Below are 26,455 nucleotides of genomic sequence, written 5' to 3' on the forward strand. Positions count from 1 at the left end.
GTCGATCTTACACCCCGGCGTGATGGCCAGGAATGGACCTGAATGCAGACAGAAGGTGAAGCTACTTGAACCCCGAATCCATGCTGGCCGCGCTGCCAGGTTTCGCCATCGCGCCGCAGGCCATCGAGGTTCTGCCCGATGCCGCGGCCTATCGCACCCGCTTGCTTGAGCGCATCGGCGCTGCGACCCGGCGCATTGTCATCGTCGCCTTGTACTTGCAGGAGGACGAGGCCGGGCAGGAAGTGCTGGATGCCCTGTACCAGGCCAAGGCGGCGCGGCCGGGCCTGGAGATCGTCATCGTGGTCGACTGGTTTCGCGCACGCCGTGGCCTGCTGGGCGCCGGGCGTCAGCCGGGCAATGCCGCCTGGTACCAGGCCCAGCGTCAGCTGCGTGGGTTGGACGTGGTTATTCATGGCGTGCCAGTGCAAACCCGTGAGTTGTTCGGCGTGCTGCACCTCAAGGGCAGCGTGATCGATGACTGTGTGATCTATACCGGCGCCAGCCTGAACAACGTCTACCTGCACCGTTTCGACCGTTATCGCCTGGACCGTTACCACCTGTTCCAGTCGCCTGAGCTGGCCGATGCCATGGTCGCCCTGGTGCGGCGGCTGCTGCACCACACTGCAACGCCGCGCCTGGACCTGCCGGCGCCACCGGCCAACCGTAGCCTGCGCGGCGATATTCGCCGCTTGCGTGCACGGCTGCGGCGCATGGCGTATGACGCACCGGCTGCCGTTGCAGGGCAGGGCCTGCGGGTGGTGCCATTGCTCGGCGTTGGCCGTGGCAACCCGCTTAACCGCGCGGTGTGCGCGCTGCTGGCTGCGGCGCGGTCACAGATCATCATCAGCACGCCTTATTTCAACCCGCCCCGGGTGGTGATGCGCGAGATCGACCACGCCCTGGATCGCGGCGTGCGGGTGGAACTGATTGTCGGCCACCTTACGGCCAATGATTTTTATATCGCACCCGGCGAGCCGTTCAGCGCCAGTGGCGCGTTGCCCTATCTGTATGAAGACAACCTGCGCGCCTTTGCCCGGCGCCGCCATGCCAGCATCGTCAGCGGCCAACTGGTGGTTCGGATCTGGAACGACCCTGGGCATACCTTTCATGCCAAAGGCGTCTGGGTCGACCAGCGTTACTCGTTGCTGACAGGCAACAACCTCAACCCGCGCGGGTTCAACCTGGACTTGGAGAACGGGCTGCTGATCGACGACCCGCAGGGCGAATGGACGGTGCCGCGGGAAGTGGAACTGGAGGGCATTCGCCGGTTTGCACCGAAGATCGGCTCGGCGCATGAATTGGGCGTCAAGGCAGAGCACCCCAAAGAAGTGCGCAGGTTCTTGCGCCGCTTGCGTTTCAGCCGGCTGGAGCCGTTGATCAAGCGGGTGTTGTGAGCCGTTTTTACCTCTCTGAAAAGTCATGGCAAACGAATACAATCAGCCGTTTTCCACGTTAACCAGACAGGCCAACACTTTCATGGCGCTTGATCCACCCACGATGCTGACCATCACCATCGCCCTGGCTGCCGCCGCAGCCTTGTACCTGGCGATCGAGTGGCGCAGCGTCCGCGAACCCTCGCTGCTGTTCTGGAGCGCGGGTTTCGCTACCATCACCATCGGCTCCACCCTGGCCCTGCTGCGCGGGATCGGCTTGCTGTTGATCGGTATCTGGTTCGCCAACGGCTTGCTGGTGGTGGCGCATGCGTTTTTCCTGCTGGGGGTGCTGCGCTTTACCCAGGCCCGCCTGTCGCGGGGCTGGATGCTGATCGTCGTCGCCTGGTTTGCCTTGCTGCTGCTGCCCGTGGGGCCTCAGTGGTCGAAGGTCATGCTGATGGTCAACTCGCTGCTGGTGGCGCTGCTCACGCTCAAGGCCAGCCTGCTGTTGCGCCCGCACGGCAAATCGTTGAGCGTGGGGGCGGTGCAGTTGCGTTATGTGCTGCTCATCCATGGCCTGTTCTATGTGGTCAAGGCTGTCATCGCGGTGACGCCTGGCACGCTGATCGACCTGGCGACCTTCGGCGGCCTGATCATTCAGGTGTCGCTGGTTGAGGGAGCCATGGCGATCATGCTGATCGCCCTGTCGATGACCGGTACTGTGCGTTATCGGCGTGAAGAGCGGATCGCCCGGCTGGCTGCCCGCGATCCGTTGACGGCGTTGTACAACCGCCGGGCGCTGGAAGTCCGCGCCACGCACCTGTTCAAGGACGTGAGCCCGGCCCGGCCTGGGGCACTGCTGCTGATAGACATCGACAATTTCAAGCTGGTCAATGACCTGCATGGCCACGCGGCGGGCGACCGGCTGCTGGTCACGCTCAGCGAGATGATCCGTGCGGTGTTGCCGGAGCGGTCATTGGCGGCGCGGCTGGGCGGGGATGAGTTCGTCATCCTGCTCAGCGATGCCAGCAGTGAGCGGGTGGTGGAGCTGGGCGGTGTTTTGCGTAGCCAGTTCCAGCAATTTGCCGAGCAGGCAATGCCGACCCCGCAGGCCGTGACCCTGAGTATTGGCGCCAACCTGTTCGACCATCCGCCGGCGAGCCTGGCCGCGTTGATCGAGCAGGGTGATGTGGCGCTGTATCAGTCCAAGCGTGGCGGGCGTAACAGCATTCGCCTGGTTGAACGCAGCGAGATGAACCCGGTCAGGTAGCCTTTCAACCGGCCCTCACAGGTACCCCGCTGCTGTCAAGCTCAGCGCAAACCCAGTGTGAGCCGGCTTGCCGGCGATGGGCCGCAGTGCGGTCCTGTTGTCCTCAGGTCACAACCTGATAGCAAGGTACATACTCTGCGCCACCGGGCAGCTTCATCCGGTGCTGGTCGACAAACGCCTGCAACAGGCGCCCCAGCGGCTCCAGTACCGCACTTTCCCCGCGGATCTGATAGGGCCCGTGCTCCTCGATCAGGCGGATGCCCTTGTCCTTGACGTTACCGGCAACGATGCCGGAGAACGCCCGGCGCAGGTTGGCGGCCAGTTCATGCGGCGGCAGGTCGCGGCGCAGGGCAAGTTCCGCCATGTTGGCGTGGGTCGGGTCGAACGGGTGCTGGAAGCCACCGTCGATCTTCAGCAGCCAGTTGAAGTGGAACGCGTCGTTGCGCTCACGGCGGAACTGCTTGACCTCCTTGAGCCCTTCGACCATCTGCCGCGCGACCTCGGCCGGGTCATCGATGATGATCTGGTAGTGGCGCTGGGCGGCCTCACCCAGGGTGGCACCAACGAAGGCATGCAGCTGCAGCAGGAACGGCTCGGCGCTGCGCGGCCCGGTCAGCACCACCGGGAAGGGCAGGTCCTGGTTGTCTGGGTGCATCAGGATGCCCAGCAGGTAGAGGAATTCCTCGGCAGTACCGGCGCCCCCTGGGAAGATGATGATGCCGTGGCCGACCCGTACGAAGGCTTCCAGACGCTTCTCGATGTCCGGCAGGATCACCAGTTCGTTGACGATCGGGTTGGGCGCCTCGGCGGCAATGATGCCCGGTTCGGTCAGCCCCAGGTAACGGCTGCCGTGCATGCGTTGCTTGGCATGGGCGATGGTGGCGCCTTTCATCGGCCCCTTCATCACGCCCGGGCCGCACCCGGTACAGATGTCCAGCTTGCGCAGGCCCAGTTCGTGGCCGACCTTCTTGGTGTACTGGTATTCCTCGCTGCTGATCGAATGGCCGCCCCAGCACACCACCATTTTCGGCTCCACGCCCGGGCGCAGGGTGCGTGCGTTGCGCAGCAGGTGGAAGACGTAGTCGGTGATGCCCTGGGAGCTTTCCAGGTCGATGCGCTGGCTGGCCAGTTCGCTTTCGGTGTAGACGATATCGCGCAGGGCGCTGAACAGCATCTCGCGGGTGCTGGCGATCATTTCACCATCGACGAAGGCATCGGCGGGTGCATTGAGCAGCTCCAGGCGCACGCCGCGGTCTTGCTGGTGGATGCGTACCTCGAAGTCCTTGTAGGCCTCGAGGATGGTCTTGGCATTGTCGACATGGGCGCCGGTGTTGAGGATGGCCAGGGCGCACTGGCGGAACAGGGTGTAGAGGCTACCGGTGCCGGCTTCACTCAGTTGCTGGACTTCACGTTGCGACAGCGTCTCCAGGCTGCCTTTGGGGCTGACGGATGCATTGATGACATGGCGTTGGGGCATCTAAGTCTTTCCTGTGCAGGTAAAACATCCTTCTTTGACAACACCATAAGTCATGCGAAGAGCTTTTGCACACCCAGCGTAATCGCCAGCCCGCCACCGAGCAGCCACAGGTTGAGAATCGCCCCGGTCACCAGCGCCCGCGGGCCGGCCTGGCGGATCTGGCTCAAGCGTGTCTCCATGCCCAGTGCGGTCATGGCCATGGTCAGGGCGAAGGTGTCCAGGCTGTTGACCGCTTGGGTCACGCTGCCTGGCAATACCTGCAGCGAGTTCACCAATACCAGCGCGAGGAAGCCGAAGGCGAACCATGGCATGGCGATGCGGCCGTTGCCCTGTGCCTGGCCCGGCAGCCGGGTACGGCTGATCCACACACCCACCACCAGCAGTACCGGCACCAACAGCATCACCCGGGTCATCTTGACGATGGTAGCGATGTGCGTGGCCTCGGGGCTGACATTGCTTGCCGCGCCCACCACCTGGGCAACCTCATGAACGGTGCCGCCCAGGAACAGGCCGGCACCCAGGGTATCGAGTGGCAACCAGCCGCTGTTGATCAGTAGCGGGTACAGGAACATCGACAGGGTGCCGAACAGCACCACGCTGCCCACTGCCATGGCACTCTTGTGCGGTGCGCTGCGCAGCGCCGATTCGAAGGCCAGCACTGCTGCGGCGCCGCAAATGGCGCTACCGGCGGCGGTCAACAAGGCGGTATCGCGGTCCAGTTTGAGCAGCTTCATGCCGCACCACAGGCCGATCAGCAGGGTGCTGACCACCACCAGCAGCGAGACCGCAAGGCCTGACCAGCCGACTTCGGCGATTTCCTGCAGGCTGACACGCAGGCCGAAGAAGGCCACCGCGATGCGCAGTAGCCCGCGGGCAGAGAAATTGATGCCCGCCGCCCAACTGGCCGGTACGCCATCACGCAGGGCGTTGCCGTAAAGGGCTCCGGCGACGATGCCGACGATGAGCGGGCTGATGCCCAGGTTGGCGATGACGGGCATGGCCGCCAGTTGGGTGACGGCGAACGCGAACAATGCGACGAACAGGATGCCGTTGAGCCGCCCTCGGGTAGAAAGGGTAGGGGCAAAGGCAGGGTTGGACGGTACCGTGGCCATTTGAGTCCTCCGGACAGTGATTCGACAGGGCCTACTTTAATTTGGTTATAAGCTTATAAAAAATCGTAATTCAGGATGGCAAATATCCGCTTAGCTGATATTTTGCATTTATGACCCCGGAACAACTGATAACGTTTGCCACCGTTGCCGAGCATGGCAACATCAGCCATGCAGCGTTGGCCTTGCATCTGTCGCAGCCGGCTGTCTCCGGCCAGCTCAAGCTGCTGCAGGACGCATTCGGCGAGCCCCTGTACCAGCGCGCCGGCCGCGGCGTGCGGCTTACTGCGGCCGGCGAGCAACTGCTGGCCCATGCCGAACGCCTGCGCGAAACCTTTCGCCAGGCCCAGGCTCTGCGCGACGCCATGCGCGGGCTGGAGCGCGGCACCTTGCGCATCGGTGCCAGCACTACGCCCGCCAGCTACCTGCTGCCTTACCTGATCGCCGACTTCCATGCGCAATACCCCGAGGTGCAGGTGAGCACCTTGCACGGCAATACCGCAGAGATCGTCTCGGCGCTGGGCAGTGTGGACATCGCCCTGATCGAAGGCCCGCCCGGGCAGGAACTGCCGCTGGGCACGGGTGTCACGCCGTGGCGTGAGGACGAAATCGTCGCCATCGTGCCAAGCGCTCACCCGTTGGCCAATCAGGCGGGTCAGACGCTGGAGGCCTTGGGCAGCTACCCCTTGGTGCTGCGTGAAAGCGGCTCCGGGGTTCGGCAGATCGTTGAACGGGCATTTGCGCGCAGTGGCGTGGCCATGCGCGTAGCCTTGGAAATTGCCGGGGTCGAAGGGGTGAAGGAGGCGGTGCGGGCGGGGATGGGCATCGGCTTCGTTTCGGCGATGTCGATCAGGCATGAGGGTGGCGCACTGCAGCGCTTGCATATCGCCCCGCAGCCGTTGGTCAGGCACTTTTCCATCCTGCTGCCGCATGCGGCCACGCCCTCGCGGGCGGCGGCGCGGTTCATGGCGCTGTGTACGTGACACTCATGATATATGACAGTGCTCAAGCCACTTTGAAGACATGTTTAAGGTACGCCACGAAGTTCTCATCGCGGCATTGAGTCTTGCCTGGGCTGTCACTGATCTTGGCTACCGGCGCGCCATTGCAGGCCGTCATCTTGATCACCATGTTCATGGGCTCGACGCCGGGGATATCGCAGGTCAGGTTGGTGCCGATGCCAAAACTCACATTGATGCGCCCGTGCAAGGCGCGGTACAGCCCAAGCGTCTTGGCGAAATCCAGCCCGTCGGAAAAGATCAGCGTCTTGCTTTGCGGGTCGATGCCCAATCTCTGGTAGTGGGCGATGGCCTTTTCTGCCCAGGCCAGCGGGTCGCCCGAATCGTGGCGCAAGCCATCGAACAGCTTGGCGAAGTACAGGTCGAAATCGCCCATGAACGCGTCCATGGTGATGCAGTCGGTCAGCGCGATGCCCAGCAGCCCACGGTATTCGCGCACCCAGCACTCAAGCGCGGCAGCCTGGCTGTCGACCAGGCGCGGGCCGAGTTGCTGGTGGGCCATGAACCATTCGTGGGCCATGGTGCCGATGGGCTTGAGCTCGTATTCGCGGGCCAGGTGCACGTTGCTGGTGCCGACGAAGCGCCCCGGGAAATCGCGTTTGAGGGTATGTACCACGGTTTCCTGTACACGGTACGAGAAGCGCCGCCGGGTGCCGAAATCGGCTAGCTGCAAGCCCGCCAGCTCATCGGCACTGGCATGGGCCTTGAGCCAGTCCAGTTTCTGGTACAGCCGCTCGCCCACCTGTTCCATCACCACTTCGCGATAGCGGTAGCGGTTGCGTACCTCGCTGATGATCGCCAGCAGCGGGATCTCGTAGAGAATCACATGCAGCCACGGCCCGCGCACGCGGATCGCCAGTTGCCCGGCGTCATCCAGGCCGACCTGGACATAGCGCAGGTTGAAGCGGAACAGGCTGAGGAAGCGGATGAAGTCCGGCTTGATGAACGGGATTTTCTCCAGATACGCCAGTTGGTCGTGGGTGACTGTGACGTCTGCCAGTTGCTCCACCTGATAGCGAATTTCAGCCAGGTAAGGCGAGAGGTCCTCGCCGTTACGGCAGCGAAACTCCCATTCCACTTCGGCGTTGGGGTAGTTGTGCAGCACCGCCTGCATCATGGTGATCTTGTAGAAGTCGGTGTCCAGCAGGTTCTGGACGATGCGTGGGCCGAAAACGCTTTCGCTCATGGGCGGTCTTCCTTGATCAGAGAGAGCTGGTGGTCGAGCGCGGCCTCGTCGCCGCAGAGGATGACGCCCTCGGCGGCCAGTGCGCCGCACGCGCTGATGGCACCTTCCTGGGTCAGGGCGCGGCAGGCAGGCAAGTACAGGAGTACCTGGAAGCCCGCCTGGCGCAGCTGCCGGGCGGTGGTCTTGACGCAGTAGTCCAGGGCCAGGCCACCAACGATCACCGCGCCTACCTGCTGCACCTTGAGGTATTCGATCACGCCCGTGGAGCGGCGCTCGGCCAGGTCGTGGTAGCAAGCACCGTAAGGGTGCAGGTCGGGTTCGACGCCTTTCCAGACGAAGTAGTCGTAATCGATGGGGGCGGGCAGGCCTGGCAGCAGTTCGAAGCCGGGCGTACCTGGCACGCAGTGGCTGACCCAGGTCAGGTCGGCATTGGCCAGCGTCAGCGGTTGCAGCATTTGCCCAGGTTCTGTGACCACCCACGCGGCATTGGCCGGGTGCGCGTCCTTGCTGCCCAGGCGCAGGTCGGCGCGCAGGGCCATGGTGTTGAGGTCGGCGGCGATTTCATTGCCTTCGGGCACCGGCAATTCCTGTGGGGCATTGACGGTGAAGCCGTTTTGCGCGTCGACATCGAAACTGGCGATTTTCATGGGGCTCTCCTCGCTGGTCTGGCTATATAATTCACCTGGTGATATAAGTGTGTCAAGCACATGTCCTGCAGTTATCGATGCTTGCCCAAGTTAAGCGCTCTGGTGGAATATTGCGTCATTGAGCAGTGGAGCCTTTTAGTGAGTACAGCCGAAGTCCTGGCCAGCGTCGATATCGTCGCGCTGCGCCTGGCCCCCGAAGCCCAGCATCTGCAAGTGTTGTTGCATCGCCGCGAGCGCGAGCCCCATGCCGCTCAGTGGGCTTTGCCCGGCGTGCTCGTCAATGGCCGTACCCCGGACACCAGCCTGGAGGCCGCCGCTGAGCGCGCGCTGGGCGAGAAGGCCCGGGTGCTGCCGCGTTACCTGGAGCAGGTAGGCACCGAAGGCAATGCCTTCCGCGACCCGCGCGGTTGGTCGTTGAGCACCTATTACCTTGCCTTGCTTGACCCTCGGCAGCAGGTCGAAGGTGACCAGTTGGCCTTTTTTGACCTGGACAGTGTGTTGGGCCGCAAGGTCCTGCTGCCGTTCGATCACAACCTGCTGGTGGAGCGCGCCCGCGAACGGTTGGCGAGCAAGACGGTGTACAGCAGCCTGCCGCTGAACCTGCTGGCCGAGAAGTTCACGGTGCTCGATGCATTGGGGGCGGTGCAGGCGTGCCTGGGCCAGGCCGTGAACAACACCTCGCTGCGCAAGCGCCTGGAGCGCCTGCGTGAGCTGGGTTGGGTGTGTGATACGGGGGAGAAGAATCAGCCGCGGCTCGGCAGGCCACAGCAGTTGTATCAATATACGCCGCAGGGAGATCGGCCATTCATGTTCGACCGGAGCCTGTTGCCCGAGGGCAAATAATGGCGCTTTCTATTCTTTGTATTATCGCTGCGTGCGTTGGTGACGCGTAATCAGGATCTGGACAACGGCTGCCACGATGCAGAGCAGGCCGATTTTCCAGCCGCCCTCTAACCCGAAGTGTTCGGATGCTTTCCCAGCAATGATAACGCTGATGAAAATGGCGACAGGTAGGATCAATTTTTTCATTTGGTGTTCCAACGGAAAACGACAAAAAACCCGAGCGGTTTACGCCGCCCAGGCTGGTGGAGGGCATGTCCGTCATGGCGCTTGTTCGGCGCTGCCCTTGGTGGTCGTTGGCAGATTTTCAGCCGGTATCCTTTGGGCCGGCTGACATCCTGCAGCGCAGGTGCCGCACCCATTGCTTGCGCAAGTTCCTGCCGCGGACGGTCTCAAACGGCGCCACAGGCTGCGCGCGCAGCCAAGCAGCACAAGCGCTACGATTGCGTACTGAACCAGGAGGCTCATGAGGCAGCCCGAACGATGCAGTAGGTCAGCCACGCCATGACGTACGCTACAGCAAACATATAGCCGAACGCCAAACCTACCTGCCGCCAACTGGCAGTCTCCTTACGGATCACCGCCAAGGTCGACATGCATTGAGGCGCGAATGCGAACCACACCATCAGCGACAACGCGCTGGCCAACGAGATCTGGGCCGACAAGGCTTGGCCAAGCGACGACACATCCTCGGCGCCAGCCACTGAATACACCGTTGCCAGCGTTGCCACCGCCGTTTCTCTGGCTGCGAATGCCGGGATCAGTGCCAAGGTGATTTGCCAGTTGAAACCCAGCGGCGCAAAAAGCGGCTGCAGGGCTTTGCCCAGATAGCCCGCCACGCTGTAATCGATAGCGGCTCCGGCAGCACCCACAGGGGCACTTGGGAATGTAGAGATGAACCACATGATGACCGTAAGGGCCAGGATCACCCCCGTGAGTTTCTTGAGAAACAGGTACCCACGCTCCCACAGTCTCTGGGCCAGGTCCCGTGCGCAGGGCATCCTGTAGGCAGGCAGCTCCATCATCAGCAGCGGTTGCGCCATGGCCGTTGGCCTCAGCTGCTTGCATACCCAGCCTACGGCCATGGCACCAATGATCCCCAGTAAATAGAGCGCAAGAAGTACCAGCCCCTGCAAGCCAAGCACCCCGGCTATGGTTTTGTCGGGTATCACGGCGCCTATCAGAAGCGCATATACCGGCAAGCGTGCCGAGCAGGTCATCAACGGTGCTACCAGTATGGTTGTAAGCCGGTCGTAACGATCGCTGATGCTGCGTGCCCCGATGATTCCCGGGATGGCGCAGGCAAAGCTTGACAGCAAAGGAATGAACGAACGACCCGACAGGCCCACCCCTCGCATCAGTCGATCGAGTATGAACGCTGCGCGGGGCAGATAACCGGACTCCTCCAAAACGAAAATACAGAAGAACAGCACCAGAATTTGCGGCATGAAACCCAGCACGGTGCCCAGGCCACCGATCAATCCGTCGCACAGCAAACCTTGTAGCGGTCCGGCAGGTAGAAGGGTGCGGGTCACCGTTGCCAGCATGTCGAAACTGTCAGCGATGGCATCGGTGATAGGTTTACCAACCAGGTAGACACTTTGAAAAACCAGCAGCATGACCGTCAACAGCACTAAAGGGCCCGCTAGCGGGTGTATCAGCCATCGGTCAATGGCATCTACGCGTGTATCGCCCAACTGCGGGGTTACCACGCAAGTCGCGAGAATCTGACGAACCCGGGTGTGCAGATCCCCTGTCATCGGCACCGCTGCGACGTGGTGTTCGCAGTTGGCATCGAGTGCCTTGAGCAACTCATCAGCCCCGTCGCGACGAACAGCGATGGTCTGCACAACAGGTGCACCCAGCGCCGCTGACAGCTTGCTCGTGTCGATGCATATACCGCGCTTGCGCGCCGCATCGGCCATGTTCAAGACCAGGATGATGGGAATGCCGTAGCGTTGTACTTCAAGAACAAAACGCAGGTGCAAACGAAGGTTGGTGGCGTCGACTACGCACAGTAGTAAATCAGGGCGTTTCTCGCCGGGATAGTCGCCTTGGAGCACGCGCAGTGTTACCCGTTCATCTTCGCTCACGGCAGAAAGGCTGTAAGTGCCCGGTAAATCTAGAACGCAGCATGCTCGGCCTGAAAGTGTGCGAAGCACGCCCTCTTTACGCTCGACCGTCGCCCCAGCGTAATTCGCCACCTTTTGCCGAGCACCCGTGAGCAAGTTGAAGAGTGCTGTCTTTCCGCAGTTTGGGTTGCCGACCAGGGCTAAGCGGGTCCCGGACATCAGAGGGCTACCTCGACCACTATGCGCATGGCTTCATTACGGCGCAGAGCGAAGCGGGTGCCGGCAACCTGCACAAGAATGGGGTCTGCGCCCCACGGCGCGCGCGCCACTACCGCTACGGGTTCACCGGGGACAAATCCGATATCCTGCAGGCGCTGGCTGAGGCAGTCAGTGGTGTCCGCCTTCAGAACTTCGGTGACGAACGCTTTTTGCTGACGCGGCAAGTCGCACAGATACATCGAACTACCCGTGATGGTAATGATTCGGATTTGCGATAATCCTATTTCCCGCACTGGGCAGATGCAAGGAAGGTGAAGATATCTTCACGAAAGGCCAAACAACTGCGGCATTATCAGCAGACGCTCACACACCGAGCAGTGGCTGGCGGCGCCCTGAGCTGTCACAACCGCCCGTTTCCAGGCGATTGTCATTGCGCCAGGCCCTGGCGCATCTGCCTGATCAGCTTGCGGCCGCGAGCTTGGCGCTGGCTTGGCGACGGCGATAGGCACTGTCGCGGCTCGCCAGCCACCAGTACAGCGGCGAAGTGATCAGCAGGCCCACCAGCCAGGACAGGTCGGCACCGTTGATGTGCTCGGAGATCGGCCCCACGTACAGCGGCGTGTTCATGAACGGAATCTGCACCACGATACCCACTGCATAGGCAGTCAGCGCCTGTGGGTTGTAGCGCCCGTAGATACCGCCATCGACCTTGAAGATCGACTGGATGTCGTAGTCGCCTTTATGAATCACATAGAAGTCGATCAGGTTGATCGCGGTCCACGGCACCAGCACCACCAGCAACACCAGCACCATGTCGACGAAGTGGCCGATGAAGTCCGCCGAGGCGAATACTGCCACTACGCAACAGGCCGCCAGCACGATCAGCGACAGTACCGCACGGCTCTTGGCTGTGGGGATCCAGCGGTAGGCGAAGGTCTGGATCAGGGTGATGATCGACAGCACTGCGCCATAGAGGTTGAGGGCGTTGTGGCTGATCACGCTGAGCAGGAACAGCACCAGCATGATCGGGCCGAGGGTGCCGGTGGCGAGCTTGACCGCGTCCATGGTGTCCATGCCGGCGGGTATCGCCAGCACTGCCACGGCGCCAAAGATGAACGACAGGCTCGAGCCCAGCGCCGACCCCAGGTAGGTGGTCCAGAAGGTAGAAGACACCTTCACGTCAGCCGGCAGGTAACGCGAATAGTCCGACACGTAGGGGGCGAATGCGATCTGCCACAGCGCCGCCAGCGACACGGTGGCCAGCCAGCCGGCCAGGTTGAAGCCGCCGCGGGTGAGGAAATCGTCGCTCTGCACGTGGGTGAAGATGTAGCCGAAACCGACCACGATGCCGATGCCCAGTACCCAGGTGCCGATGCGGTTGAGCACGTGGATGAAGCGATAGCCGATGATGCCGATGATCCCCGAGCCCAGCGCGCCGATGACGATACCTACCGGTACCGGCACGCTGTCTACCACGCCATGCAGCGATTTGCCGGCCAGGACGATGTTGGAGGCGAAAAAGCCGATGTACATTACGCCGGCGATCACCACCACCAGCAGTGCCCCGAGCGAGCCGAACTGGGCGCGGCTCTGGATCATCTGCGGGATGCCCATTTGCGGGCCCTGGGCCGAGTGCAGCGCCATCAGCACCCCGCCGACCAGGTGGCCAACCAGAATGGCGATGATGCCCCACAGCAGGTTCAGGTGAAACAGCTGCACGCCGAGCGCGCCGGTGACGATAGGCAGCGGTGCGATGTTGCCGCCGAACCACAGCGTGAACAGATCCCTTACCTTTCCATGGCGGTCTTGCGGGGGCACGTAGCCGATCGTGTGTTTTTCTATGAGGGGTGCCGAATTGGCTGCACTGGTCATGACTGACTCCAAGGCAAGGTGGGGCATCGGGTGCTGCCCGGGTGCGTGCCGGCAAAGGGCGACGCGTTCTTGTTGGAGCGATGATGCGGGGTGCGGGGGGAAGGAGAAATTAGTAAATATGTGCCCATAAACCTTAAAAAACCTAAGGCTGACAAAAGGTTAAGGGGCCAGTGGTAGCAAAGAGCGCGCCACCGGGCTGGGAGGCGCGGGTTTGGCCGGTTTGAGCAGATATGCGTTCAAACGGGTGTGCGGTGTTGGTGCGAGCTGCCCGATTGAAGTGCATGCAATTACATCGGCAGCATCCGGTCCTGAATCACCTCTTTCATCACCAAGGTCGAACTCAAGCGCTTCACGTTGGGAATGCTGGTCAGCTGTTCGTCATACAGTTTCTGAAACGCCGGCAGGTCTTTTGCCACGACATGCAGCAGGTAATCCGGGTCGCCGAACAGCCGCTGCGCCTCGACGATCTGCGGAATTTCGCCCAGTGCCGCCTCGAAATCCGCCACCGGCTGACGGGTGACTTCGCGCAACGTGACGAACACCAGCGCGGCGAAGTTCAGCCCCAGGGCGCTTGGTGCCAGGCGTGCGTGGTAACCGAGGATGGCCCCCGATTCCTCCAGCGCCTTTAGCCGCCGATGGCAAGGCGAGAGGCTCAGCCCCACGCGATCGGCCAGCTCGGTAACCGACAAACGACCATCTTTTTGCAGTTCGGCAAGTATCTTGCGGTCTGTCCTGTCCACGGAGAAGAATCTTCCATCAATAAGGCCTGAAAGGGAAATATACGAAAGATAATCCCTTGATGGAATCCGTACGCTTTCCTCACTCCAAATCCCGTGAAGGAAGACTCAAGTGGCAATCAGTGTGCTGACGGCGTTCTGGGCCGTGTCATTGCTGTTCGTGATCACCCCCGGTGCAGACTGGGCTTACGCCATCTCGGCCGGCATGCGCGGGCGCTGGGTGATGCCTGCGGTAGCCGGCATGCTGTCCGGGCATTTTCTGGCAACCCTGATCGTTGCAGCTGGCGTGGGCAGCCTGGTTGCCGGGCACCCGCTGGCCTTATTGTTGCTGACCTTGGCTGGCTGCACCTATCTGCTCTGGCTGGGCGGCAACCTGTTGCTGAGCCCGGCGGTGCCGCAAGGAGGGCCGGGTGATGCAGGTGATAGCGGCTCGCGCTGGGCGCTAAAAGGCTTTTGCGTGAGCGGGCTCAACCCCAAGGTGTTCCTGCTTTTCCTGGCCTTGCTGCCGCAATTCACCGACCCACAGTCGAGCTGGCCGGTGCCTGTGCAGATCCTGCTGCTGGGGTTGGTCCACCTGTGCAGTTCGCTGGTGATCTATCTGCTGGTCGGCTATGGCGCCAAAGCCGTCCTGAGTACCCGGCCGGAGGCGGCGAAGTGGGTCGGGCGGTTATCGGGAACGGTGATGATCCTGGTGGCGCTGGGGTTGATGATCGGGCAACTCGGCTGATGGTGCCTGTGCTGCGCATGCTCGGCTGCGCATGCTCGGCTGAGCGGGCGAGTAATTAACGGCCAATCCCTGGGAACGAACTGTTTATTGCACATCTCTTATCCTCAGATAGATGGCAATATGCCCGGGACTTCCCAGACATGAAACCGCTTCAACGACACGAAACCCCCAATCCGCTACCACACTTCCTGCTCAATGGCGGTGCCATCGGCACCCTGCTGCAGACGATGGACTGGAGCGACTCGCCGCTCGGCCCGCCTCAAGCATGGTCGCCCCACTTGCAGGCGGTGATGGCCACATTATTGCCGGCCCAGGCGCAGTTCGTGCTGTTTTGGGGTGAGGCCTTTGCTGCGCTTTACAATGACGCCTATGCGCCGACCATTGGCAGCAAGCATCCCCACGCATTGGGGCGTCCAGGCAAGGAATACTGGCGCGAACTGTGGCATGACCTCGAGCCGTTGCTGCGTGGCGTGCGTGAGACTGGCCAGACCTTCTCGGCCAAGGATCGCCCCTTCTATATAGAACGCCACGGATTGGGTGAGACGGTGTACTTCGATGTGTCTTATTCCGCGGTGCGTGAGGCCGATGGAAGTGTCGGCGGTGTGCTGTGCCTGGTCACCGAGACCACCGAGCGGGTGCGCCTCCAGCAGAACCAGGCGTTCTTGCTGGAGTTGGGCCGCACGTTGCCCGGGCTGGGCGAAGCAGACCGCATCGAAGCCTATGTGGTGAGCCGCCTGGCCGAGCACCTGGGGGCGGCGCAAGTCTGTTTTGGCGAAGATCAGGGCGATGGCGCAGGTTTCAAGGTCGCGCACGATTGGGCTGAGGGCGTGCCCTCGCTGGTCGGTCAACACCACTATGCGACTTACGGCGCATCGCTGCATGAGCAGTTGGCGGCAGGGCAGGTGGTGCAGCAAGCGCATGACAGCGCAACGTCACCCCTGAGCGGCCTATGCTCCACGCTGCATGTACCGGTGCTGCGTGGCGGTCGCCTGGAGGCCATGCTTGGCGTGCACTTTCATAGCCCGCGCCAGTGCCTTGAAGAGGAATGCCAGTTGGTGGCGGAAACCGCCAAGCAAGGCTGGGCGGCCATTACCCATGCCCGCGCAGAACGCGCCCTGCACCTGCTCAACGACAGCCTGGAGGAGCGCGTCACGGCGGCACTCGCCCAGCGTGAGGCTGCGATGCTGCAGTTGCACGAAGCGCACAAGCTGGAAATGATCGGGCAGTTGACTGGCGGTATTGCCCATGACTTGAACAACATGCTCACGCCCATCATCGCCTCTTTTGAGTTGCTGCGCCGGCAGCCGCACTCCGAACGTGCCCCGCGCCTGATCGACGGGGGGCTGCAGGCTGCCGAGCGTGCGCGCAATCTGGTCGGGCGGTTGCTCAGCTTTGCCCGCCGACAAACGCTCAAGCCACAGGCCGTGTCGTTGGCCGCTCTGGTAGAAGACATGCACGAGCTGCTGGCCCGATCACTGGGGCCGACAGTTGCCGTGCAGGTACAGATTGACCCAGCCCTGCCTGCAGTCCTCGTAGACCCCCATCAACTGGAACTGGCGCTGCTCAACCTTGCGGTCAACGCCCGCGACGCCATGGGCGACGGTGGCACCTTGAGGATCTGCGCAGGGCTTGAGGCCGACGGGCCCCCAAGGCCTGCGGGCCTCACTGAAGGGACGCTGGTGTGGCTGCAGGTTCGCGACAGTGGCAGTGGCATGGACGAAGATCAGTTGCGCCGCTGCGTCGAACCGTTCTATTCCACCAAAGGCGTGGGAAAGGGCACTGGTCTTGGCCTGCCGATGGTCCAGGGGCTGGCCGTACAGTCCGGTGGCGGCTTCCAGATACGCTCGCAGCAAGGGGAGGGTACCGTTGCCACGTTATGGCTGCCGAGCAGCGATGTGGCTGCGGTGTGTCGTGACAGTGAAATGGCCGAAGTACCGCTTGCCGACGGCGCACTTCGGGTGCTGCTGGTGGACGACGAGGAGATCGTGCGCCATGCCACAGCGCTGCAGTTGCGTGAACTGGGTTATCAGGTGACCGAAGCCGCCAGTGCCGCTGCAGCGTTGCAGCTGGTGGAGAAGGGCTGGTGGCCGGATGTTCTGGTGACCGATCATGTCATGGCTGATATGACCGGGGTGCGGTTCGCTCAACGGATGCGCGAGCGTCAGGCTGACCTGCCAGTGCTGATCATTACCGGCTACGCCAACCTGACACCGCGCGAACTCAAGGGCTTCGAGGTGTTGCGCAAGCCGTACCGGCGCGCAGAACTGGCGCAGAGTGTGGCGCGCTTGCTTACCGGCAAGCCTTGACAGCCATCAGGGCCCCAGCACCTTCCCAAGCAGCAGGCATACCTGCTCTGCCGAATAGGGCTTTGCCAGGAATGTGAACCCCTCATGGCCGCCTTCGGCAATCGCGTCGCTGTAGCCGGAGGTGAGGATCACAGGCAATTGCGGGCGCTGGCGGCGTAGCTCGCGGGCCAGGGCCAAGCCGCCCATGCCGGGCATCATCACATCGGAAAATACCGCATCGAAATCTCCCGCCGCGCCGTCCAACGCCATCAAGGCCTCTTCCGCAGAGTTCACCCAGCTGATCCGGTAGCCGTGGTCTTCGAGGATCTGTGCGGTGAAAGTGCCCAGGTCCGGGTCGTCCTCCACCACCAATATTCTTCGCCGCGCGCCACTCACCAGCGGTTGGCTGGCCTCTGCGGCCGCATTGGCCTGCTCGGCAGGCTGTTCCACTTGTGGCAGGTACAGCGTAAAGGTGGTCCCTTGGCCCTGGATGCTGGCTACCTCTACATCGCCCCCTGATTGCTTGGCGAAGCCGAACACCTGCGACAGTCCAAGCCCTGTGCCTTCGCCGGGCGCCTTGGTGGTGAAGAACGGGTCGAAGATACGGTCGAGCAACTCGGCGGCGATGCCGACACCGCTGTCCACCACCGAGATGGCGGCAAACGGCTCTGGGTGCTCTTGATGATCGCGCAGGCCAGACATGCTTTGGTTGGGCAGCAGGCGCAGGTGCAAGGTGCCTTCGCCAGCCATGGCATCACGGCCGTTGAGCATCAGGTTGATCACTGCGGTTTCCAGTTGGCTGAGGTCGGCGCGGATGTGGCATGGCGTCGATGGCAACTCCAGTTTTACCTGGACCCGCGCGCCCGTAGCGGCATCAAGCATGTCGGCCATGGCCTGCAGGCGCGATCCGGCTTCGAGTACTTGGGGGCTCAATGCCTGACGACGGGCGAAGGCCAGCAGCTGGCCGGTCAGCTTGGCGCCGCGGTCGACCGTGTCGGTCATGGTCTTGAGATAGCGTTCGCGACGGCTTTCGTCGAGGTTCGGCCGCTGCAGGAAGTGCAGTGACGAGCGAATGATCGTCAGCAGATTGTTGAAGTCATGGGCCACGCCACCGGTCAGTTGGCCGATGGCTTCGAGCTTCTGTGCCTGGCGCAGGACCGCTTCGGTATGCAACAGCTGAGCGGTGCGTTCTTCGACCCGGTGTTCCAGGCTTGCGTTGAGCGATTCCAGTGCGGCCAGCGCCTCGCGCACTTCGGCATGGGCCTGGACCCGCTGAATATGCGCCCAGCAACGTTCCGTCACTTCTCCGATCAGCGCCTGCTCGTAAGGCGACCACCGCCGTGGCGCCTTGTCGTGGATGGCCATCAGCGCGGTGAGTCGGCCTGCCTTGATCAATGGCATGCAGATGGTTGCGGTAATGCCAATGGCCTGAAAGGTGGCGGCTTCCTCACTGGGCAGTTCGTTCAGGTTGTCGGTTATAACCAGCGGCAGGCCATTGCGCAGCCGGCTGACCGCCAGGCGGCCAAAGTCGCCCAGGCGGTAGTGGCCCACCAGCCGTGGCGAGCCGGGTGCTACAGAGTCGCCGCAGATGGTGAAGCCATCTTGGTCTGCATCCATCACGGCGTACGCACAGCTGGACAGCTGCAGGTGCTCCACCAGCATGCCGGTGGTGATGGTCATTACCCGGTCCGAGTCGGTGGCATTGGCCACGGCCCGGCCCAGGTCGTCCAGAAACGCCAGCCGCTGGTTGGTGACCACGCTGGCGGTCGTTTCGGTGACCGTGTCGAGCATGCCCACCACTTCGCCGTTTTGGTCGCGGATAGGGCTGTAGCAAAAAGTGAAGTAAGCGCACTCCGGGCCGCCGTTGCGGTCGATGGTCAGCGGGAAGTCCTCGATATAGACGGCTTCACCGCCCAAGGCGCGTTCGGCCATGGCCTCGATGTCGGCCCAGGCTTCTTGCCATACTTCGCGAAACGGCTTGCCCAACGCTTGCGGTTTTTTGCCAAGAATTGGCAGAAATGCGTCGTTGTGCAGGGTGAGCAGGTCTTGCCCCCAGAGAATTGCCTGAGGAAAGCGCGAGGCCAGGCACAGGGCCACGGTGGTCTTGAGTACGTCAGGCCAGGTCTCGATCGGGCCCAGGGAGGTGGTGGTCCAGTCGTGATTGCGAATGCGTTCGGCCATCAGCCCGCCGCCGTCCAGCCATTTAGCCATGTGTGCTCTGCCCATCCTTCTGCCGGGGATGATAAGGGTGCACCGAGAATAGCGGATTGGCGAGGGCTTTATGCAGCCTGCACCGGTGATGAGGCCGCAGCAGGCTCAGCGAATGAAGTGCACCTTGCCGGTGTCGTCATTGCCCATGTAGATCCCGTACACCCCAGCCTGCCGCTCGAGGATGTAACGCTCGAGAATCTGCCGTATCGCCGGGTAGTAGATCTCTTCCCAAGGGATCTGGTCGGGTTCGAAGAACGTGTAGGTCAGCGTCTCGGGCCCGTACTGCCCGGTTTCCTCGGTAGCGATGGCGCGAAAGATGATGTACACCTCGCTGATTTTCGGCACGCTGAAGATCGAGTAGGGCGAGACGATTTCGGCACGCACACCGCTTTCCTCCCACACCTCACGCAGCGCTGCCTGCTCGGTGGTTTCGCCGGCCTCCATGAACCCGGCCGGCAATGTCCAGGTGCCTGGGCGGGGCGGGATCGCCCGCTGGCACAGCAGGTACTTGCCATCGCGCTCAATGATGCAGCCGGCGATGATCTTCGGGTTGATGTAGTGGACATAGCCGCACCCGGTACAGTGCAGGCGCTCGTGGGTGTCGCCGTCGGGAACGCCCCGGGCCAGTTCTGTGGTGCAGTGCGGGCAGTAGCGCGGGGCGTTGGGCATGGTCAGCGGCCTATGCGGGGTTCTATACGGGGTTCCTTCAGGGCCAAAGGCTCGACCATGTCGCGCACCTTGGTGTTGTCGTCCTGCTTCTGGCGCAGGTAGTCCAGCGCCACCTTGGCGGCGGCCCGCACATGATCGACCGAGGCCTGGTGGGCGACCAGCGGGTCGCCACTCTTGATGGCGTCGACGATTTTTTCCATTTCAAGGTTGCTGGCGCCACGGCGGTTTTGCTGCGACACCGAGGTGGCGCGCAGGTAGCTGATGCGGGCCTGCAGCTGGCGCAGCTGTTGCGCTGCGACCTGGTTGCCGGAGCCTTCGAGCAGCACTTCGTAAAAGCCTTGCACAGAGTCCAGCACCTGTTGCAACTCGCCTTCCTCGAGTGCCTCGCGGTTGACCTCCAGCGCCCGCTCCAGGGCCCGGATGTCCTTGGCTTTGGCATTGAGGGTGAACAGCTGCACGATCAGGCCTTCGAGTACACAGCGCAGCTCGTAGATATCGCGGGCGTCTTCCAGGGTGATGATGGCCACGCGTGGGCCCTTGGCATCGGCGAATTCCACCAGGCCTTCGGACTCCAGGTGACGCAGGGCTTCACGCACCGAGGTACGGCTGACGCCGAGGCGGTCGCAGAGGTCGCGCTCGACCAGGCGATCGCCCGGGAGCAGGTGGAAATTCATGATCGCGCCGCGCAGCTTGTCGAGCACGATTTCACGCAGTGTTACGGGGTTGCGGTTGACCTTGAAGCTGTCGTCGAGTGGCTGGCGTTTCATCAGGTGCGCTCTTTATGAGGCTGTTTCGCCAACATCGCGGAACACCCCGAACCGAGGTGCTCCCTGCAGTGGTTCGAACAGCCCGTTGTTAACGGGTTGACTCCGCATCGGCTTCGGCGAACGCCTCGCGGGCCAGGCGGAAACTGTCCACCGCCGCGGGCACGCCGCAATAAATGCCGACCTGGAGCAGGATCTCGCGAATCTGTTCACGGCTCAGGCCATTACGCAAGGCGCCGCGAATATGCAGCTTGAGCTCGTGGGGCCGGTTGAGCGCGGAAATCATGGCCAAGTTTATCATGCTGCGCTCTTTGAGCGACAAGCCATCGCGGCCCCAGACATGGCCCCAGCAGTACTCGGTAACCAGCTCCTGCAAAGGCTTGGTGAAGTCGTCGGCGTTCTGGATCGAGCGGTTGACGTAGTCCTCGCCCAGCACCTGCGTACGGATCTGCAGGCCTTTTTCGTACTTTTCGTTGCTCATTGCCTAGCTCCGAATCAAAAGAGGGGCCGCAACCAAGGGTGAGAGGGTCGCGCGGCCCCTGAAAAAGAAGTATCGGGCTGCGCAGCAGCCCCAAGGGCATCAGCCCAGCGGCGGCAGGGCGCCCAGTTTGCCTCTGTGATAGACCATCGGGGTCACCGGGTCAGCGGGCAGCACCAGGTTTTTCACCGCGCCGACGATGATCGCGTGATCACCGCCGTCGTATTCGCGCCACAACTCGCACTCGATGATCGCCGTGGCCTTGGCCAGCAGCGGGTTGCCCAGCTCGCTCAGGTGCCACTCGATGCCCTTGGCCTTGTCCTTGCCTTTGCCAGCGAAGGCATAGGCCTCGGCGGTCTGCTCGGCGGACAGCAGGTGGATCGCGAACTGCTTGCTGTCCCGCAGGATCGGGTAAGTATCAGAGGCGTAGTTGGGGCAGAACAACACCAGCGCCGGGTCTATCGACAGCGCACTGAACGCGCTGGCGGTGATGCCGACAATGGCGCCGTCGGCGTCCAGGGTGGTGACCACCGTAACCCCGGACGGGAAGGAGCCCATCACGTCTTTGTAGATGCCTGGTTCGATCATCGTGTATTACCTCTTAGCGCATCACAAACGGGTCGGGCATCGGCGCGGTGGACAGGTTGATCCACACGGTCTTCAGCTCGGTATAGGCCAGCACCGAATCGATGCCGCTTTCACGGCCGTAGCCGCTGTTCTTGAAGCCGCCGATCGGTGCCATGGCCGACACTGCGCGGTATGTGTTGACCCAGATGATCCCCGAACGTACGTCACGGGCCAGGCGGTGGGCACGGCCCAGGTCGCGGGTCCAGATGCCGGCAGCGAGGCCGAACTGCGAGTCGTTGGCAATGGCCAGGGCCTGTTCCTCGGTCTTGAAGCGGATGACCGCAGCGACCGGGCCGAACACTTCTTCCTGCATGATGGTCATCGAGTTGCTGTCGCACTCGAACAGCGTCGGCTCGTAGTACCAGCCTTCGCCCTCGACTTCGGCACGCTTGCCACCCATGTGCAACTTGGCGCCTTCAGCCTTGGCCGCAGCAACCAGGCCTTCGACCACGGCCAACTGCTGGGCGGTGGCCATCGGGCCCATTTCGCTGGCTTCGTCCTGGGGGTTGCCGATGCGGATGCGCTTGGCCCGCTCGATCAGGCGGGCAACGAACGCGTCGAAGATCTCGTCCTGTACCAGCAAACGTGAACCTGCCACGCAGCTTTGCCCGGAGGCGGCATAGATGCCGGCCACAGCGCCGTTGATGGCACTGTCCAGGTCGGCGTCGGCGAAAATGATGTTCGGCGACTTGCCGCCCAGCTCCAGCGACAGTTTGGCGAAGTTTTCGGCACTGCTGCGCACCACGTGGCGAGCGGTGGCGGCGCCGCCGGTGAAGGCGATCTTGCGCACCAGCGGGTGGCGGGTCAGCGCAGCGCCGGTGCTGGGGCCGTAGCCGGTGACCACGTTGACCACGCCCGGCGGGAAGCCAGCTTCCAGGGCCAGGCGGGCCAGCTCGAGGATGGTCGCCGAGGCATGCTCGGAAGGCTTGAGCACGATGGTGTTGCCGGCGGCCAGGGCTGGCGCCAGCTTGATCGCGGTGAGGTACAGCGGGCTGTTCCACGGGATGATCCCGGCCACCACGCCGATTGGTTCGTGCACGGTGTAGGCGAACAGGTCCGGCTTGTCCAGCGGCAGGGTGCCGCCTTCGAGTTTGTCGGCCAGGCCCGCGGTGTAATGGAAGAACTCCGGCAGGTAACCGACCTGGCCACGGGTTTCGCGGATCAGCTTACCGTTGTCACGGCTTTCCAGCTGAGCCAAATGTTCTTTGTTCTCGGCAATCAGGTCACCCAGCTTGCGCAGCAGTTTGCCCCGCGCAGTGGCGGTGATGCTGCGCCAGGCTTTGCTGTCGAACGCACGCTGGGCGGCCTGGACGGCCAGCTCCACATCGGCTTCATCAGCGTCGGGCAGTTGCGCCCAGGCCTGGGCGGTGGCCGGGTTGAGGCTGTCGAAGGTCTTGCCGCTCTGGGCATCGAGCCATTGGCCGTCGATGCACATCTGGAAACGAACGAGGGTCATGCAACAATCCCCTTGGCGGATTCGGTGAGGGTGCGGGCTTGGCTGAGGAAATCCAGAAGCATCTTGTTGACTTCACGGGGTGCCTCCACCGGCATCATATGCCGTTGCTCGGCGAGGACCACACTTTGCGCGCCAGGAATGCTGGCAGCGAGCTGGCGGGTCATGGCCGGGGTGGAGCCCGAGTCGAGTTCGCCGGTGGCGATCAGTGTCGGCACCTGAATGCTGCCCAGGTCACCAGCGCGGTACATGTCCTGGGTGGCGAACAGCGAGTAAGTGGTGTGGTAACCCTGCGGGTCGTTGCTCGCCAGTACCTGGCGAATCGCGGCGACCTGCGCCGGGTTGGCTGCCTTGTATTCCCGGCTGAACCAGCGGTCGAGCGCGGCGTCGACGTTGGCGTCGGGGCCTTGCTGGGCAGCCTGGGCCGCGCGTGCGATGACGCCGGCGCTCTGTTCCGGGCTGCGGTTGAACACGCTGTTGAGTACCACCAGCGCAGACAAACGCTGCGGGTAGTTCAGGGCAAAGGCACGTGCGACCAGGCCACCCATGGAGAAGCCGATCACGGTCGCCTGGGCGATCTGCAGGTGGTCGAGCAGTTCTGCCAGCTGGGCGGCGTAGCCTTCCAGGCCGGTGTCGGCGGCAGGCAGTGCGCTCTGGCCATGGCCGAGCATGTCGTAGGCAATGACGCGGTAGTCGTTGGCCAGGCCCACGAACTGCCCGCCCCACATTTCCTTGTTCAGGCCCACGCCGTGGATCAGCACCACGGGTTGGCCCTGGCCTTGGGCCAGGTAACTGGTCCCGGCCGGTGTACGTTCAGCGACAGGCTGAATCATGGAGGGCGCTCCTTGAAGGTCGGGCGCGGCGGGTAAGCACGCCACGCCCCGGCCCGTCTTGGTTGTTGTTATTGAGCGTTGGCTTTTTCGGCAGCCAGTTCTTCCAGGTCGATGTAACGGTTGCCGATGCGCGGGTGCAGGCGGCCGCCGTCGGCAGCGCCCAGTACCACGACGATTTCGTCGGCACGCGGGGCGTCTTCGATCTGCATTTCCAGGGTGATGTAGTGCGAGCGCAGGCCTTCGTCGTCCTTTTGCATCATCGGGATCTGGATCGAGGTGCCCGGGCCGCCACGCTTGTTGGTGAAGCTCAGGTAGCTCTTGGCTTGTACGGCTTCGCGGTAATGGTTGCCGAAGCGCAGGGTGTGGATCACCGCCGAAGCGTGCTCGATCTCGCCATCAGCGCCGACCACGGCAGCTTTACCGTAGGCTTCGATCTTGTCGGCACCACCGATGGCAGCAGTCAGGCGCTCGACCATCAGCGCACCCAGCTCGGAGCAATTGGCGCGGATTTCCGGCTTGAGGTCTTCAACGAAGCCGCGGCCGGCCCATGGGTTCTTGATCACCACGGCCAGGCCGACCATGGTCACCGGCTTGTCGGTGGCTTTGCCGCCTTCGATACGGGTCTCTTCGGAGTAGGTGACGATCTTGCGGATTTCGAAACTCATGAGGGGCTCCTGGTGAGGGTTATCAGCTCTTGTTGTCTGATGGTATACCATAATATTTGTTGTGCAAGAGGCCGCTGGAAATTTCTCTGATGAGGAGACGAAAGGCGGCGTGAGCAGGCCTCGAGCCACAAGCGGCAAGCTCCAAGCCACAAGCACGCGGACGAGCACGTACGCCCTTGCTTGCAGCTTGCAGCTAAAAAAACGCCCGCTCGCGAGGGCCATGACGGCCCCCGGGAGCGGGCTGATCCCGCAACGCTTTCAGGCAATGGGAATTCAGGCGAACGCCGGCACCACTTCCTTGATGAACAGCTCGAGCGACTTCTTCTTCTCGGCGTGGGGCAGGCTGTTGTCGCACCAGAAGCTGAACTCGTCGACGCCCAGTTCCTGGTAGTACTTGATGCGCGCGATGATTTCTTCCGGGGTGCCGATCATGGTGTTCTTGCGGATGTTCTCCAGCGCGAAGGCCGGCACCTCGGCGAACTTCGATTCGGGGCTTGGCTCCAGGAAGCCGTTGACCGGGACCGTCTTGTTGCCGAACCAGGCATCGAAGGTGCGGTAGAAGCGCGAAATGGCCTGGGCGCCGACTTTCCAGCCATCGGGCTCCGACGGGCTGTGCACGTGGGTGTGGCGCAGCACCATCAGTTGCGGGCGCGGCACCTCGGGGTTGTTGTCCAGCGCAGCCTGGAACTTGTTTTTCAGGTCCAGTACTTCTTCATCACCCTTCATCAACGGGGTGACCATCACGTTGCAACCGTTTTTCACCGCAAAGTTGTGTGAGTCCGGGTCGCGCGCAGCGATCCACATCGGCGGCATGCCATGCTGCACCGGCTTGGGCACACTGGTAGAGGTGGGGAAATTGTAGACTTCGCCTTCATGGGCGTAGTCGCCTTCCCACAGCTTGCGTACCGCTGGGACCATTTCGCGCAGGGCCTTGCCGCCGTCGGTGGCCGGCATGCCATTGGCCATGCGGTCGAACTCGAACTGGTAGGCGCCCCGGGCCAGGCCCACTTCCATGCGGCCGTTGCTGATCACGTCGAGCAGGGCGCACTCGCCGGCCACGCGGATCGGGTTCCAGAACGGTGCAATGATGGTGCCGGCGCCCAGGCGGATCTTCTCGGTGCGTGCCGCCAGGTAGGCCAGCAGCGGCATCGGGCTTGGCGAAATGGTGTATTCCATGGCGTGGTGTTCGCCGATCCACACGGTGCTGAAACCGCCGTTTTCGGCCATCAGGGTCAGTTCGGTGAGGTCTTCGAACAGCTGGCGGTGGCTGACCTGTTCATCCCAACGTTCCATGTGTACGAACAACGAAAATTTCATGGGGCATTCCTCGCAGCTTGAAAGTCTCGCCTGGCGTGCCAGGCGTCAGTAATAACGTTAGGCGTCTCAGGCGAAGGCGGGCAGGCTGGCCATTTTGCCGCGGCAGTAGACCATCGGCCGTGGGGCCTGCTCGGGAACGATCAGGTTGTGCACCTTGCCGACCATTATCGCGTGGTCGCCACCTTCATATTCACGCCACAACTCGCATTCGATCACCGCAGTGGCCCCCGCCAGCACCGGGTTGCCCAGTTCACTCAGGGTCCACTCGATACCGGCGGCCTTGTCCTTGCCCTTTTTGGCGAAGGCGTAGGCTTCAGCCTGCTGTTCACCGGAGAGCAGGTGAATGGCAAAGCGCTTGTTCTTGATCAGCACAGGGTAGGAATCGGAACTGTAGTTGGGGCAGAACAGCACCAGCGGCGGGTCCATCGACAGGGAAGAAAAGGCGCTGGCGGTAAGGCCGACGATCGAGCCGTCGTCGTCCAGGGTGGTGATGACGGTGACGCCTGAGGGGAAGGAGCCCAAGACGTTCTTGTAAACGGTTGCGTCGATCATGGCGTGTACCTCGAAGGGGGTAGCGGTGGGCCGCTTTTTATCGTTGATGTGTC

The 26,455-nt window shown here is 62.5% G+C and carries 25 protein-coding genes; 6 read left to right on the top strand and 19 right to left on the bottom strand.

Translation table 11 applies throughout. The features are described 5' to 3' along the window. Positions 1-65 precede the first annotated feature (65 nt). Together pssA and EGJ09_RS01315 are read left to right on the top strand one after the other, a co-directional pair. Positions 66-1,394 carry a CDP-diacylglycerol--serine O-phosphatidyltransferase gene (pssA, locus tag EGJ09_RS01310; protein WP_125923008.1) on the top strand — a complete coding sequence of 443 codons (1,329 nt, stop codon included), beginning with the start codon at positions 66-68 and terminating at the stop codon, positions 1,392-1,394. Between the two features lie 82 nt (positions 1,395-1,476). Continuing rightward, a complete protein-coding gene (locus EGJ09_RS01315) occupies positions 1,477-2,643 on the top strand; it encodes a GGDEF domain-containing protein (RefSeq protein ID WP_125923009.1) in 1,167 nt (388 codons plus the stop codon). A gap of 103 nt (positions 2,644-2,746) precedes the next feature. Here EGJ09_RS01315 and ppnN read toward each other — a convergent pair whose 3' ends face one another. Then, a complete protein-coding gene (ppnN, locus tag EGJ09_RS01320; RefSeq protein WP_046785477.1) occupies positions 2,747-4,120 on the bottom strand; it encodes a nucleotide 5'-monophosphate nucleosidase PpnN in 1,374 nt (457 codons plus the stop codon). A gap of 50 nt (positions 4,121-4,170) precedes the next feature. Next, positions 4,171-5,232, bottom strand: coding sequence for a YeiH family protein (locus tag EGJ09_RS01325; RefSeq protein ID WP_125923010.1), 1,062 nt, complete (start codon positions 5,230-5,232; stop codon positions 4,171-4,173). Between the two features lie 110 nt (positions 5,233-5,342). Here EGJ09_RS01325 and EGJ09_RS01330 point away from each other — a divergent pair, with 110 nt between their 5' ends. Further along, on the top strand, positions 5,343-6,212 hold the full coding sequence (locus tag EGJ09_RS01330; RefSeq protein ID WP_012314132.1) for a LysR substrate-binding domain-containing protein: 870 nt from the start codon (positions 5,343-5,345) through the stop codon (positions 6,210-6,212). A 22-nt stretch (positions 6,213-6,234) separates the two neighbouring features. Here the strand turns inward: EGJ09_RS01330 and pncB are convergent, their stop codons facing one another. Next, on the bottom strand, positions 6,235-7,434 hold the full coding sequence (pncB, locus tag EGJ09_RS01335) for a nicotinate phosphoribosyltransferase (RefSeq protein WP_125923011.1): 1,200 nt from the start codon (positions 7,432-7,434) through the stop codon (positions 6,235-6,237). Next, a complete protein-coding gene (locus tag EGJ09_RS01340) occupies positions 7,431-8,081 on the bottom strand; it encodes a nicotinamidase (RefSeq protein ID WP_125923012.1) in 651 nt (216 codons plus the stop codon). Before EGJ09_RS01340 ends, pncB begins: the two co-directional genes overlap by 4 nt. Positions 8,082-8,219: 138 nt before the next feature. On the opposite strand from EGJ09_RS01340, the gene EGJ09_RS01345 reads away from it, so the two are divergent. Continuing rightward, a complete protein-coding gene (locus EGJ09_RS01345) occupies positions 8,220-8,924 on the top strand; it encodes an NUDIX domain-containing protein (protein WP_039602274.1) in 705 nt (234 codons plus the stop codon). Positions 8,925-8,945: 21 nt separating this feature from the next. On the opposite strand, the gene EGJ09_RS26505 is transcribed toward EGJ09_RS01345, so the two are convergent. The 5 genes from EGJ09_RS26505 to EGJ09_RS01365 form a co-directional block, all read right to left on the bottom strand. Beyond that, on the bottom strand, positions 8,946-9,110 hold the full coding sequence (locus tag EGJ09_RS26505; RefSeq protein WP_168216541.1) for a hypothetical protein: 165 nt from the start codon (positions 9,108-9,110) through the stop codon (positions 8,946-8,948). Between the two features lie 275 nt (positions 9,111-9,385). After that, positions 9,386-11,212 (bottom strand): ferrous iron transporter B, encoded by a 1,827-nt coding sequence (locus EGJ09_RS01350; protein ID WP_125923013.1) that lies wholly within the window; start codon positions 11,210-11,212, stop codon positions 9,386-9,388. Beyond that, positions 11,212-11,451 carry a FeoA family protein gene (locus EGJ09_RS01355; RefSeq protein ID WP_125923014.1) on the bottom strand — a complete coding sequence of 80 codons (240 nt, stop codon included), beginning with the start codon at positions 11,449-11,451 and terminating at the stop codon, positions 11,212-11,214. The genes EGJ09_RS01350 and EGJ09_RS01355 overlap by 1 nt, the downstream gene beginning before the upstream one ends. 220 nt (positions 11,452-11,671) lie before the next feature. Beyond that, entirely contained in the window at positions 11,672-13,084 is a 1,413-nt protein-coding gene (locus EGJ09_RS01360; protein ID WP_125923015.1) for a cytosine permease, read from the bottom strand. 287 nt (positions 13,085-13,371) lie between these two features. Further along, positions 13,372-13,824 carry an Lrp/AsnC family transcriptional regulator gene (locus EGJ09_RS01365; RefSeq protein ID WP_039604202.1) on the bottom strand — a complete coding sequence of 151 codons (453 nt, stop codon included), beginning with the start codon at positions 13,822-13,824 and terminating at the stop codon, positions 13,372-13,374. Positions 13,825-13,933: 109 nt separating this feature from the next. On the opposite strand from EGJ09_RS01365, the gene EGJ09_RS01370 reads away from it, so the two are divergent. Together EGJ09_RS01370 and EGJ09_RS01375 are read left to right on the top strand one after the other, a co-directional pair. After that, complete coding sequence (locus EGJ09_RS01370) at positions 13,934-14,548, top strand: LysE family translocator (protein ID WP_125923016.1); 615 nt, start codon at positions 13,934-13,936, stop codon at positions 14,546-14,548. A 140-nt stretch (positions 14,549-14,688) separates the two neighbouring features. Then, on the top strand, positions 14,689-16,854 hold the full coding sequence (locus tag EGJ09_RS01375) for a response regulator (RefSeq protein WP_125923017.1): 2,166 nt from the start codon (positions 14,689-14,691) through the stop codon (positions 16,852-16,854). A gap of 6 nt (positions 16,855-16,860) precedes the next feature. Here the strand turns inward: EGJ09_RS01375 and EGJ09_RS01380 are convergent, their stop codons facing one another. The 10 genes from EGJ09_RS01380 to EGJ09_RS01425 form a co-directional block, all read right to left on the bottom strand. Next, positions 16,861-19,044, bottom strand: a complete 2,184-nt coding sequence (locus EGJ09_RS01380; RefSeq protein WP_125923018.1) for a response regulator — start codon at positions 19,042-19,044, stop codon at positions 16,861-16,863. 105 nt (positions 19,045-19,149) lie between these two features. Next, positions 19,150-19,713 carry an NUDIX hydrolase gene (locus EGJ09_RS01385; protein WP_046785469.1) on the bottom strand — a complete coding sequence of 188 codons (564 nt, stop codon included), beginning with the start codon at positions 19,711-19,713 and terminating at the stop codon, positions 19,150-19,152. 2 nt (positions 19,714-19,715) lie between these two features. Continuing rightward, a complete protein-coding gene (locus EGJ09_RS01390) occupies positions 19,716-20,480 on the bottom strand; it encodes a GntR family transcriptional regulator (RefSeq protein WP_012314143.1) in 765 nt (254 codons plus the stop codon). A gap of 88 nt (positions 20,481-20,568) precedes the next feature. Beyond that, positions 20,569-20,958: a carboxymuconolactone decarboxylase family protein gene (locus EGJ09_RS01395; protein WP_012314144.1), complete on the bottom strand. Its 390-nt coding sequence runs from the start codon at positions 20,956-20,958 to the stop codon at positions 20,569-20,571. Positions 20,959-21,057: 99 nt separating this feature from the next. Beyond that, positions 21,058-21,543 carry a flavin reductase family protein gene (locus EGJ09_RS01400; protein ID WP_039605333.1) on the bottom strand — a complete coding sequence of 162 codons (486 nt, stop codon included), beginning with the start codon at positions 21,541-21,543 and terminating at the stop codon, positions 21,058-21,060. Between the two features lie 13 nt (positions 21,544-21,556). Continuing rightward, on the bottom strand, positions 21,557-23,038 hold the full coding sequence (locus EGJ09_RS01405) for an aldehyde dehydrogenase (RefSeq protein WP_115275057.1): 1,482 nt from the start codon (positions 23,036-23,038) through the stop codon (positions 21,557-21,559). After that, the gene (locus tag EGJ09_RS01410) at positions 23,035-23,868 is read right to left on the bottom strand and encodes an alpha/beta fold hydrolase (RefSeq protein ID WP_046785467.1); all 834 of its coding nucleotides are present in this window, start codon (positions 23,866-23,868) and stop codon (positions 23,035-23,037) included. The genes EGJ09_RS01405 and EGJ09_RS01410 overlap by 4 nt, the downstream gene beginning before the upstream one ends. 68 nt (positions 23,869-23,936) lie before the next feature. Continuing rightward, positions 23,937-24,533: an amino acid synthesis family protein gene (locus EGJ09_RS01415; RefSeq protein WP_003256068.1), complete on the bottom strand. Its 597-nt coding sequence runs from the start codon at positions 24,531-24,533 to the stop codon at positions 23,937-23,939. 273 nt (positions 24,534-24,806) lie between these two features. Then, complete coding sequence (locus EGJ09_RS01420; RefSeq protein WP_125923019.1) at positions 24,807-25,850, bottom strand: LLM class flavin-dependent oxidoreductase; 1,044 nt, start codon at positions 25,848-25,850, stop codon at positions 24,807-24,809. Positions 25,851-25,916: 66 nt separating this feature from the next. Further along, positions 25,917-26,402 carry a flavin reductase family protein gene (locus tag EGJ09_RS01425; RefSeq protein WP_012314149.1) on the bottom strand — a complete coding sequence of 162 codons (486 nt, stop codon included), beginning with the start codon at positions 26,400-26,402 and terminating at the stop codon, positions 25,917-25,919. Positions 26,403-26,455: the final 53 nt, after the last annotated feature.

The sequence above is a fragment of the Pseudomonas sp. p106 genome, assembly GCF_003936645.1.
Classification (GTDB): domain Bacteria; phylum Pseudomonadota; class Gammaproteobacteria; order Pseudomonadales; family Pseudomonadaceae; genus Aquipseudomonas; species Aquipseudomonas putida_E.

Excerpts from the sequence above, each read along its gene's own strand:
- EGJ09_RS01315 (WP_125923009.1), top strand. The coding sequence starts at position 1,477 with ATGGCGCTTGATCCACCCACGATGCTGACCATCACCATCGCCCTGGCT.
- ppnN (WP_046785477.1), bottom strand. The coding sequence starts at position 4,120 with ATGCCCCAACGCCATGTCATCAATGCATCCGTCAGCCCCAAAGGCAGC.
- EGJ09_RS01325 (WP_125923010.1), bottom strand. The coding sequence starts at position 5,232 with ATGGCCACGGTACCGTCCAACCCTGCCTTTGCCCCTACCCTTTCTACC.
- EGJ09_RS01330 (WP_012314132.1), top strand. The coding sequence starts at position 5,343 with ATGACCCCGGAACAACTGATAACGTTTGCCACCGTTGCCGAGCATGGC.
- pncB (WP_125923011.1), bottom strand. The coding sequence starts at position 7,434 with ATGAGCGAAAGCGTTTTCGGCCCACGCATCGTCCAGAACCTGCTGGAC.
- EGJ09_RS01340 (WP_125923012.1), bottom strand. The coding sequence starts at position 8,081 with ATGAAAATCGCCAGTTTCGATGTCGACGCGCAAAACGGCTTCACCGTC.
- EGJ09_RS26505 (WP_168216541.1), bottom strand. The coding sequence starts at position 9,110 with ATGAAAAAATTGATCCTACCTGTCGCCATTTTCATCAGCGTTATCATT.
- EGJ09_RS01350 (WP_125923013.1), bottom strand. The coding sequence starts at position 11,212 with ATGTCCGGGACCCGCTTAGCCCTGGTCGGCAACCCAAACTGCGGAAAG.
- EGJ09_RS01355 (WP_125923014.1), bottom strand. The coding sequence starts at position 11,451 with ATGTATCTGTGCGACTTGCCGCGTCAGCAAAAAGCGTTCGTCACCGAA.
- EGJ09_RS01360 (WP_125923015.1), bottom strand. The coding sequence starts at position 13,084 with ATGACCAGTGCAGCCAATTCGGCACCCCTCATAGAAAAACACACGATC.
- EGJ09_RS01375 (WP_125923017.1), top strand. The coding sequence starts at position 14,689 with ATGAAACCGCTTCAACGACACGAAACCCCCAATCCGCTACCACACTTC.
- EGJ09_RS01380 (WP_125923018.1), bottom strand. The coding sequence starts at position 19,044 with ATGGCTAAATGGCTGGACGGCGGCGGGCTGATGGCCGAACGCATTCGC.
- EGJ09_RS01385 (WP_046785469.1), bottom strand. The coding sequence starts at position 19,713 with ATGCCCAACGCCCCGCGCTACTGCCCGCACTGCACCACAGAACTGGCC.
- EGJ09_RS01390 (WP_012314143.1), bottom strand. The coding sequence starts at position 20,480 with ATGAAACGCCAGCCACTCGACGACAGCTTCAAGGTCAACCGCAACCCC.
- EGJ09_RS01395 (WP_012314144.1), bottom strand. The coding sequence starts at position 20,958 with ATGAGCAACGAAAAGTACGAAAAAGGCCTGCAGATCCGTACGCAGGTG.
- EGJ09_RS01400 (WP_039605333.1), bottom strand. The coding sequence starts at position 21,543 with ATGATCGAACCAGGCATCTACAAAGACGTGATGGGCTCCTTCCCGTCC.
- EGJ09_RS01405 (WP_115275057.1), bottom strand. The coding sequence starts at position 23,038 with ATGACCCTCGTTCGTTTCCAGATGTGCATCGACGGCCAATGGCTCGAT.
- EGJ09_RS01410 (WP_046785467.1), bottom strand. The coding sequence starts at position 23,868 with ATGATTCAGCCTGTCGCTGAACGTACACCGGCCGGGACCAGTTACCTG.
- EGJ09_RS01415 (WP_003256068.1), bottom strand. The coding sequence starts at position 24,533 with ATGAGTTTCGAAATCCGCAAGATCGTCACCTACTCCGAAGAGACCCGT.
- EGJ09_RS01420 (WP_125923019.1), bottom strand. The coding sequence starts at position 25,850 with ATGAAATTTTCGTTGTTCGTACACATGGAACGTTGGGATGAACAGGTC.
- EGJ09_RS01425 (WP_012314149.1), bottom strand. The coding sequence starts at position 26,402 with ATGATCGACGCAACCGTTTACAAGAACGTCTTGGGCTCCTTCCCCTCA.